The following is a 7,523-nucleotide window of genomic DNA, read 5'->3' on the forward strand; positions in this document are numbered from 1 at the left end:
AGCGTCGCGGGACGGCTGAGCCCTCGACTGGAGCGCCCGAAGTGTCGCTCGATTGGCGCATGGAGCCACGCGATGCCTCGCCGACGCCCGACATCAGCGGCGCGCGCACTCCGACGCTCGCCGGCGATACGACTGCAGAGGTCGCGCCCGACCGCGACGAGCGGCGCGCCCGCCGCCGGCTGCCCTTCGCGCAGATTTTTCTCGCCGCGACTGTGCTCGCTGCGGTTGGGATAGGCGGCTGGTGGGCGTTCCAGACAGGCCTTTTGAAAACGCCGGCCGAGCGCGACACGACAGTGCCCAACCCGCCGGCGACGGTCGAGAGCGAGGATTTTATCCCGGAGGCGGAAGCGCCAGCGCTGCTGCCCGGCCAGGCCGACGCTGAGCGCAACTGGATCACCGTGTTCTCGCCGGAAAACGCCTCGCAAGTCGCCGCCCCGGCCGATACCAGCGCCGAGGTGATGGAGGATGTTTCCGGCAGTTTCCTGCGCATCCGCTCCGGCACGTCGGGTTCGGCGATCGTGTTCGACGTCGGCCAGGGCGTTCTGGAGCAGGTCGCCGGCAGGAAGGCCACCTTCGACATCGTCGCCCGCGCCGAGGAGGGGCAGGAGACGGAAATGTCGGTCGACTGCAATTTCGGTGAGCTGGGCGATTGCGGCCGCAAACGTTACGCGGTCGGCTACCAGCGCGGCGACTATCTGTTCGAGCTCGATTTCCCGAACGCCGATCCGGGCTCGGGCGGCACCATCGCCATCAACTCGGATTTTTCCAATCAGGGCAAGGCGGTCGACATTTATGAGATCAGGGTGTCGGTGGCGGAGTAGGCTTGTCGAAGGGCGCACCAGCTATCGGCAGCGCTCAATCCAATAACGCCTGCAGCGTCTCGATCCTGTCGGCCTCATGCGTGGGCTTGTCCCAGCGCAGCCGCGAAATGCGCGGAAAGCGCATCGCCACGCCGGATTTGTGGCGCGTCGAGCGGTTCAGCCCCTCGAAGGCGATTTCGAGCACCAGGCCGTGGCTGCGGTCGGCGCGCACCGAGCGCACCGGCCCAAAACGCTCGATCGTGTTGTCGCGCACGAACTTGTCGATCTGGCGCAATTCCTCGTCGGTGAAGCCGAAATAGGCCTTGCCGACCGGCACCAGCTCCTCCGCGCCTTCGGGCCCGGTCCAGACGCCGAACGTGTAGTCGGAATAGAAGCTCGAGCGCTTGCCGTGGCCGCGCTGCGCATACATCAGCACCGCGTCGACCGTGTGCGGGTCCCGCTTCCACTTGAACCATGGCCCTTTTGGCCGCCCGGCAAGATAGGGCGAATCCCGGCGCTTTAGCATCACCCCCTCGATTACCGGATGCGGCGGATGCCTGCGCATCTCCTCGAGTGCCGCCCAGTTGGCGAACGGCGCCAGCGGCGACAGGTCGAAGCGCGACGGGTCCAGCGCCGCGACGAAGGCTTCCAGGTGACCGCGACGCTCGATGAAGGGCAGCGCGCGCCGGTCCTCCGCGCCTTCCTGCAGAATGTCGTAGCAGCGCACGAACACCGGATATTGCTCGCGGATCTTGGCCGAGACCGCCTTGCGGTTAAGCCGCTGCTGCAGTTCGGAGAAGGTGCCGGTCGCCTTCAGGGGGTCGCCGACCAGCAATTCGCCGTCGAGCACGCCGTCGAAATTCATGGCGTCGACCAGATCGGGAAAGGCGCCGGAAATATCGTCGCCGGTGCGCGAATAGAGCCGCCGGACGCCGCCCTCCGACACCGCCTGCACGCGGATGCCGTCCCACTTCCACTCGGCGGCATAGTCGGCCGGGTCGAGCTTTTCGAGGTCGCCGTCGCCCACGGGGTTGGACAGCATGACCGGGCGAAACAGCGCCTTGGCCGACTTTACCGGCTTGTCGGCCTTGCCCTCCAGCCAGGCGAAGAGCTCGGCATAGGGCGGCGAAAGCCCGTGCCACAGTTCCTCGATCTCGCTGACATCGACCTTGCCGAAATCGGCCAGAGCCTGCTTGGCGAGCCGCGCCGAGACGCCGATGCGCAACCCGCCGGTGACCAGCTTGATGATGGCGTATCGCGCCGAGATGCCGGCATTGTCGAGAAGCCGCGCCAGCACCTTCGGCCCATCGGAGCGGCTGGCCGCCTGCAGCGCCGCCACCGTTTCGCCGAGCGTGAGGTGACGGTTGGGCTTCAGATGCGCCGGCGCGTCGGGCCAGACCAGCGACACCGTCTCGGCGAGATCGCCGACATAGTCGTAGGAGTAGCCGAACAGCACCGGATCCATCCGCTCCATGACCAGCGTGCGCAGCATGGCCGGCTTGACCGCGGCGATGTTCAGGTCGCCGGTGATGGCGGCCAGCCCCAGCCCGCGGTCGGGATCCTCGACGCTGCGGAAATAGTCGGTCAGCAGCGTCAGCTTGCCGTTGCGCGAGGGCATCATCACCAGGCGGTCGAGTAGCTCGGCGAAGCGGTTCATGGGGTGGAGAGCCTGCGTGGATGCGGCAGCAGGCGGCCGAGCCGACCCCCCTCTGGCCTGCCGGCCATCTCCCCCTCAAGGGGGGAGATCAGCCCTCGTTGACGGTTTTGCCAATCGCCGGCGTTGCAGAAGGAGCGACGAGATTGAAGCTGCCAATCTCCCCCCTTGAGGGGGAGATGGCCGGCAGGCCAGAGGGGGGTCGCTTGAGAAATGGGGCCAGCCATCACCCTAATCCCCCTCGTCCTCATAGCCCACCAGATGCAGCGGGCGCGCGGAAATGCCGGACAATTCGCACCAGCGCACCAGCGCCTCCTCGCGGCCGTGCGTGACCCAGACTTCCCTCGCGCCGGTTTCGGTGATCGTGTCGGTGAGCTCGTCCCAGTCGGCATGGTCGGAAATGATCAGCGGCAGCTCGACGCCGAGCTGTTTGGCGCGCTGGCGGATGCGCATCCAGCCCGACGCGTAGCAGGCGATCGGGTCGGGAAAGCGCCGCGCCCAGCGGTCGACAAAGGCCGACGGCGTGCCGACCACGATCGCGCCGGCGAAGTCGGCTTTCGTGCCGGCCTCGACTGTCGCCGGCTGCAGATCGCCGAGCGCGACGCCGCGGCTCTCATAATACTCGCAGAGTTTCGCCAGCGCGCCGTGGATGTAGATGGTTTCGTGGTAGCCGGCGTCGCGCAAAAGCCGGATGACGCGCTGCGCCTTGCCGAGCGCATAGGCGCCGATCAGATGCGAGCGCTCCGGAAACTGTCTGGCCGAGGTGAGGATGCGGGCGACCTCCTCGGTGTCCGGCGGATGTTTGAACACCGGCAGGCCGAAGGTCGCCTCGGTGATGAACACGTCGCAGGGGATCGGGACGAAGGCTGCGCAGGTGGCGTCCGGCTGGCGCTTGTAGTCGCCCGAGGCAACAATGCGGATGCCGCCATATTCGACCGCGATCTGTGCCGAGCCGAGAACGTGGCCGGCGGGATGGAAGGTCACCGAAACGCCGTTCACCGCGATGGTTTCGCCGAACCTTGCTGCTTGCGTCGACCCGGCGAAATCCTCGCCGCAGCGGATCGCCATGATGTCGAGCGTTTCGCGCGTCGCCAGCACCGAGCCGTGGCCGGGACGGGCATGGTCGGAATGGCCATGGGTGATCAGCGCGCGCTCGACCGGCCGGACCGGATCGATGAAGAAATCGCCGGGGGCGCAATAGAGGCCGCCGGGTTTCGGGCAAAGCAGGTCGCGGGCGCGCATGGCTCCAAGATAGGCATTTGTTCCGCTGTGGAAAGCCTGTTGAAATTCGCTGCTGACAGGCCGATAGAGCGCCCTGTCATTACTCCGAGGACCACCCCAACTTGAAACCGCTAGAAACTTCTTCCGGCGACCTCTTGGTCGACCGCCGCGCCGACTATGCCGAGATGCTGTTCGCTTCAAGCGATTATGCCGCCGCGGCCGAACTGATGCTCGGCGCGCTGGAACTCGCACCCGCCTGGGCGATGGGCTGGTTCCGCCTCGGCGAATTCCACGAGGCGGCGGGCGCGCTCGATCAGGCGGCGGAAGCCTGGCGCATGGTGCTGAAGCTGGAGCCGTCGGACCGGCCGGGCGTTGCGCTGAAGCTCGCGCTGATCGGCGCGTTGCCGGTCATCGACGCGCCGCCGAGCGCCTTTGTCGAGGCGCTGTTCGATCAATATGCGGCGAAATTCGATGATGCGCTGGTTCGCACTCTCGAATACCGCGTACCGGACCTTCTCGCCGAAGCGATCCGCAGCCATGGCCGCGGACGTTTCGGTCTGGCGATCGATCTCGGCTGCGGCACCGGCCTGATGGGCGAGCGGCTGCGGCCGATCGCCGAAATTCTGGAAGGCCACGACATCTCCGCCGAGATGCTGCGTAAGGCGCGCGGCAAGGGCGTCTATGAGAGGCTGGTGAAGTCCGACCTGCAGACCATCCAGTTTGCGCCGGAGAGCGCCGATCTCGTTACGGCGGCCGACGTGTTCATGTATATCGGCGCGCTCGACGGAATCGCCGCCAAGGTGGCGTCGGCGCTGCGCGGTGGCGGGGTATTCGCCTTCTCGGTCGAGCGCCACGCCGGCCCGGAAGATCTTGTCCTGCGCCCGTCGCGCCGCTATGCGCATTCCGAGGCGTATATGCGGGGCGTGCTGGCGCGAAATGGATTCACGGTCGTCTCGCTGGAGATGCACATTATCCGACGCGACCGCGGCGAGCCGGTGGAGGGATTGATTGTGGTGGCGCACCGCTGATGCATCTCAATCACGATCACGGTTTGTTCACAAATTCGCTTGGCGGCGTGAGCCGTCCGCGCTAATTCTGGCGCGTGAACACGCTGACCCGCTCCCATATGCAGCATGAAGCGGCCGCCCTGCTGCCGGAGCGGTTCGCAAGATGGTTTTCCGAGCGCGGCTGGGCGCCCCGCCCGCATCAGCTCCAACTGCTTTCCCGGGCTCAGGCCGGCGCGTCGGTGCTGCTGATCGCGCCGACCGGCGCCGGCAAGACGCTGGCCGGCTTCCTCCCGACCCTGACGGACCTGGAGCACCGACCGAAGCGCAGGCCGGGTGAGGCGCGCCGCGGCATCCATACGCTATATATCTCTCCGCTGAAGGCGCTGGCCGTCGACATCGAGCGCAACCTGACCAAGCCGGTCGGCGAGATCGGCCTGCCGGTGACGATGGAGACGCGCACCGGCGACACGCCTTCGCACAAGCGCCAGCGCCAGAAGCTGGTTCCGCCGGACATATTGCTCACCACGCCCGAGCAGCTCGCCCTGCTGATCGCGACATCGGACGCGAAGCGCTTCTTCGAGGATCTGCGCTATGTCGTCTTCGACGAGCTGCATTCGCTGGTGACCTCGAAGCGCGGGCATCTGCTGGCGCTGGGGCTCGCGCGGCTGCGCGCCATCGTGCCTGGCCTGCAGGCAATCGGCCTGTCGGCCACGGTGGCCGATCCGGACGAGCTGCGCCGCTGGCTGGTGGCGCAAGACCCGCCCGGCGAGATGGCCGAGCTGATCACCGTCGCCGGCGGCGCGAAGCCCGACGTATCGGTGCTGGATTCGCGTGAGCGTGTGCCGTGGCAGGGACATTCGTCCCGTTATGCGATCCCCGAGATCTACGAGCTGGTTAAACAGCACAAGACCTCGCTGCTCTTTGTCAACACGAGGAGCCAGGCCGAGCTTCTGTTCGCCGAGCTCTGGCGCATCAACGAGGATTCGCTGCCGATCGCGCTGCATCACGGTTCGCTCGACGTAAGCCAGCGTCGGCGCGTCGAGAAGGCGATGGAGACGAACAGCCTGCGCGCCATCGTCGCTACCTCGACACTCGACCTCGGCATCGACTGGGGCGATGTCGACCTCGTCATCCATGTCGGTGCGCCGAAGGGCGCCAGCCGGCTTGCGCAGCGTATCGGCCGCTCCAACCACCGCATGGACGAGCCATCCAAGGCGATCCTCGTGCCGTCGAACCGCTTCGAAGTGCTGGAATGCCGCGCCGCACTCGAGGCCTCGACCGTCGGTGCGCAGGACACGCCGCCGCTTCTCGAGGGCGCACTCGACGTGTTGGCGCAGCATGTGCTGGGGGTCGCCTGCGGCGCACCTTTCGACGCGGGCGATCTCTACCGCGAAGCGCTCACGGCTGCACCCTATGCCGGGCTCGCCCGCGAGACGTTCGATCGCGTCGTCGATTTCGTCGCCACTGGCGGCTATGCGCTGAGGAGCTATGAGCGCTACGCGCGCATCCGCAAGACCAAGGAGGGTCTGTGGCGCGTCACGCATCCGCGCATCGCGCAGCAATATCGCCTCAACGTCGGCACGATCATCGAGGTGCCTGCACTCAACGTGCGCTACGTGCGCCACGGCAAGGGACCTGTTGCGCGCGGCGGTCCGGTGCTCGGCAAGATCGAGGAGGCGTTTCTCGAAACGCTGGTCTATGGCGACACCTTCCTTTTCGCGGGAAAGGTGTTGCGCTTCGAGGGCATCCGCGAGAACGAGTGTTTCGTCTCCAACGCGCCCGGCAAGGACGCCAAGGTGCCGTATTACGGCGGCGGCAAGTTCCCGCTCTCGACCTATCTCGCCGATCAGGTGCGCGGCATGCTGGCCGACCCGAAGCGCTGGAAGGCGCTGCCCGAGCAGGTGGCGGATTGGCTGCGGCTGCAGGTCGAGTTCTCGATATTGCCCGAGCGCGGCGACTTGCTTGTCGAGACATTTCCCAACGGCAATCGCTTCTACATGGTCGCCTATCCCTTCGAAGGCCGGCTGGCACACCAGACACTCGGCATGCTGCTCACGCGGCGGCTGGAACGGGCAGGCGCAAGGCCGCTGGGCTTCGTAGCCACCGACTATGTGCTGGGCGTCTGGGCGCTCGGCGACATGGGCCATATGTTCAAGCGGCAAAAACCGTCGCTTGGGGCGCTCTTCGACGAGGACATGCTGGGCGACGACCTCGACGCCTGGCTGGCGGATTCCTGGATGCTGAAGCGCACCTTCCGCGCCTGCGCGCAGATTTCCGGCCTGATCGAGAAGCGCTATCCGGGGCAGGAAAAGAGCGGACGGCAGGTGACGGTCTCAGCCGACCTCATTTACGACGTCTTGCGCACGCATGAGCCCGACCACATCCTGCTTCAGGCGACGCGGGCGGATGCGGCTGCGGGCCTGCTCGATGTCAGGAGACTTGCCGACATGCTGTCGCGCATCAAGGGTCGAATCGTGCATAAGGATCTCGATCGTATCTCGCCGCTCGCAGTGCCGATCATGTTGGAAGTGGGGCGCGAAAGGGTTGACGGCGAGGCGGGCGATTCGCTGCTCTCGGAAGCGGAAGAGTTGATAGCGGAGGCAATCGGAAGATCGAACGGGATCAGGGCAGACAGTGAGAGGGGTTGAACCGATATTCCTGCCGGGTGCAGCGCACGCCCCGGAGATCAACGTGGCCGGCGAGACGGCGCTCTGCGACCGGCGCGGTGCGCTCTATTTCCCCGACCTCGGCTTGCTTTGCGTGTCGGACCTGCATCTGGAGAAGGGCTCGTCCTTCGCCAGGCGTGGCATGCTGGTGCCGCCCTATGATACCGCCGCGACC

General features: G+C 66.3%; 5 protein-coding genes and 1 pseudogene. 4 read left to right on the forward strand and 2 right to left on the reverse strand.

Annotated elements, in window-relative coordinates:
* Positions 1-821 (forward strand): hypothetical protein (locus MAXJ12_RS33390; protein WP_008840663.1); only part of this gene is annotated, 821 nt, incomplete at its 5' end.
* Positions 822-855: 34 nt separating this feature from the next.
* Here MAXJ12_RS33390 and MAXJ12_RS33395 read toward each other — a convergent pair.
* Together MAXJ12_RS33395 and MAXJ12_RS33400 are read right to left on the reverse strand one after the other, a co-directional pair.
* A complete protein-coding gene (locus MAXJ12_RS33395) occupies positions 856-2,457 on the reverse strand; it encodes a cisplatin damage response ATP-dependent DNA ligase (protein ID WP_008840664.1) in 1,602 nt (533 codons plus the stop codon).
* 228 nt (positions 2,458-2,685) lie between these two features.
* Positions 2,686-3,696, reverse strand: coding sequence for a ligase-associated DNA damage response exonuclease (locus tag MAXJ12_RS33400; protein WP_008840665.1), 1,011 nt, complete (start codon positions 3,694-3,696; stop codon positions 2,686-2,688).
* 101 nt (positions 3,697-3,797) lie between these two features.
* Between MAXJ12_RS33400 and MAXJ12_RS33405 the strand changes: the two genes are divergently transcribed.
* The 3 genes and pseudogenes from MAXJ12_RS33405 to MAXJ12_RS39510 form a co-directional block, all read left to right on the forward strand.
* Positions 3,798-4,703, forward strand: coding sequence for a class I SAM-dependent methyltransferase (locus tag MAXJ12_RS33405; protein WP_040589571.1), 906 nt, complete (start codon positions 3,798-3,800; stop codon positions 4,701-4,703).
* A gap of 98 nt (positions 4,704-4,801) precedes the next feature.
* Positions 4,802-7,330 carry a ligase-associated DNA damage response DEXH box helicase gene (locus MAXJ12_RS33410; protein ID WP_008840667.1) on the forward strand — a complete coding sequence of 843 codons (2,529 nt, stop codon included), beginning with the start codon at positions 4,802-4,804 and terminating at the stop codon, positions 7,328-7,330.
* 4 nt (positions 7,331-7,334) lie between these two features.
* Positions 7,335-7,523: pseudogene (locus MAXJ12_RS39510) on the forward strand (ligase-associated DNA damage response endonuclease PdeM); the annotation flags it as partial.

This window comes from Mesorhizobium alhagi CCNWXJ12-2 (assembly GCF_000236565.1).
Lineage (GTDB): Bacteria > Pseudomonadota > Alphaproteobacteria > Rhizobiales > Rhizobiaceae > Allomesorhizobium > Allomesorhizobium alhagi.

Excerpts from the sequence above, each read along its gene's own strand:
- MAXJ12_RS33395 (WP_008840664.1), bottom strand. The coding sequence starts at position 2,457 with ATGAACCGCTTCGCCGAGCTACTCGACCGCCTGGTGATGATGCCCTCG.
- MAXJ12_RS33400 (WP_008840665.1), bottom strand. The coding sequence starts at position 3,696 with ATGCGCGCCCGCGACCTGCTTTGCCCGAAACCCGGCGGCCTCTATTGC.
- MAXJ12_RS33410 (WP_008840667.1), top strand. The coding sequence starts at position 4,802 with ATGCAGCATGAAGCGGCCGCCCTGCTGCCGGAGCGGTTCGCAAGATGG.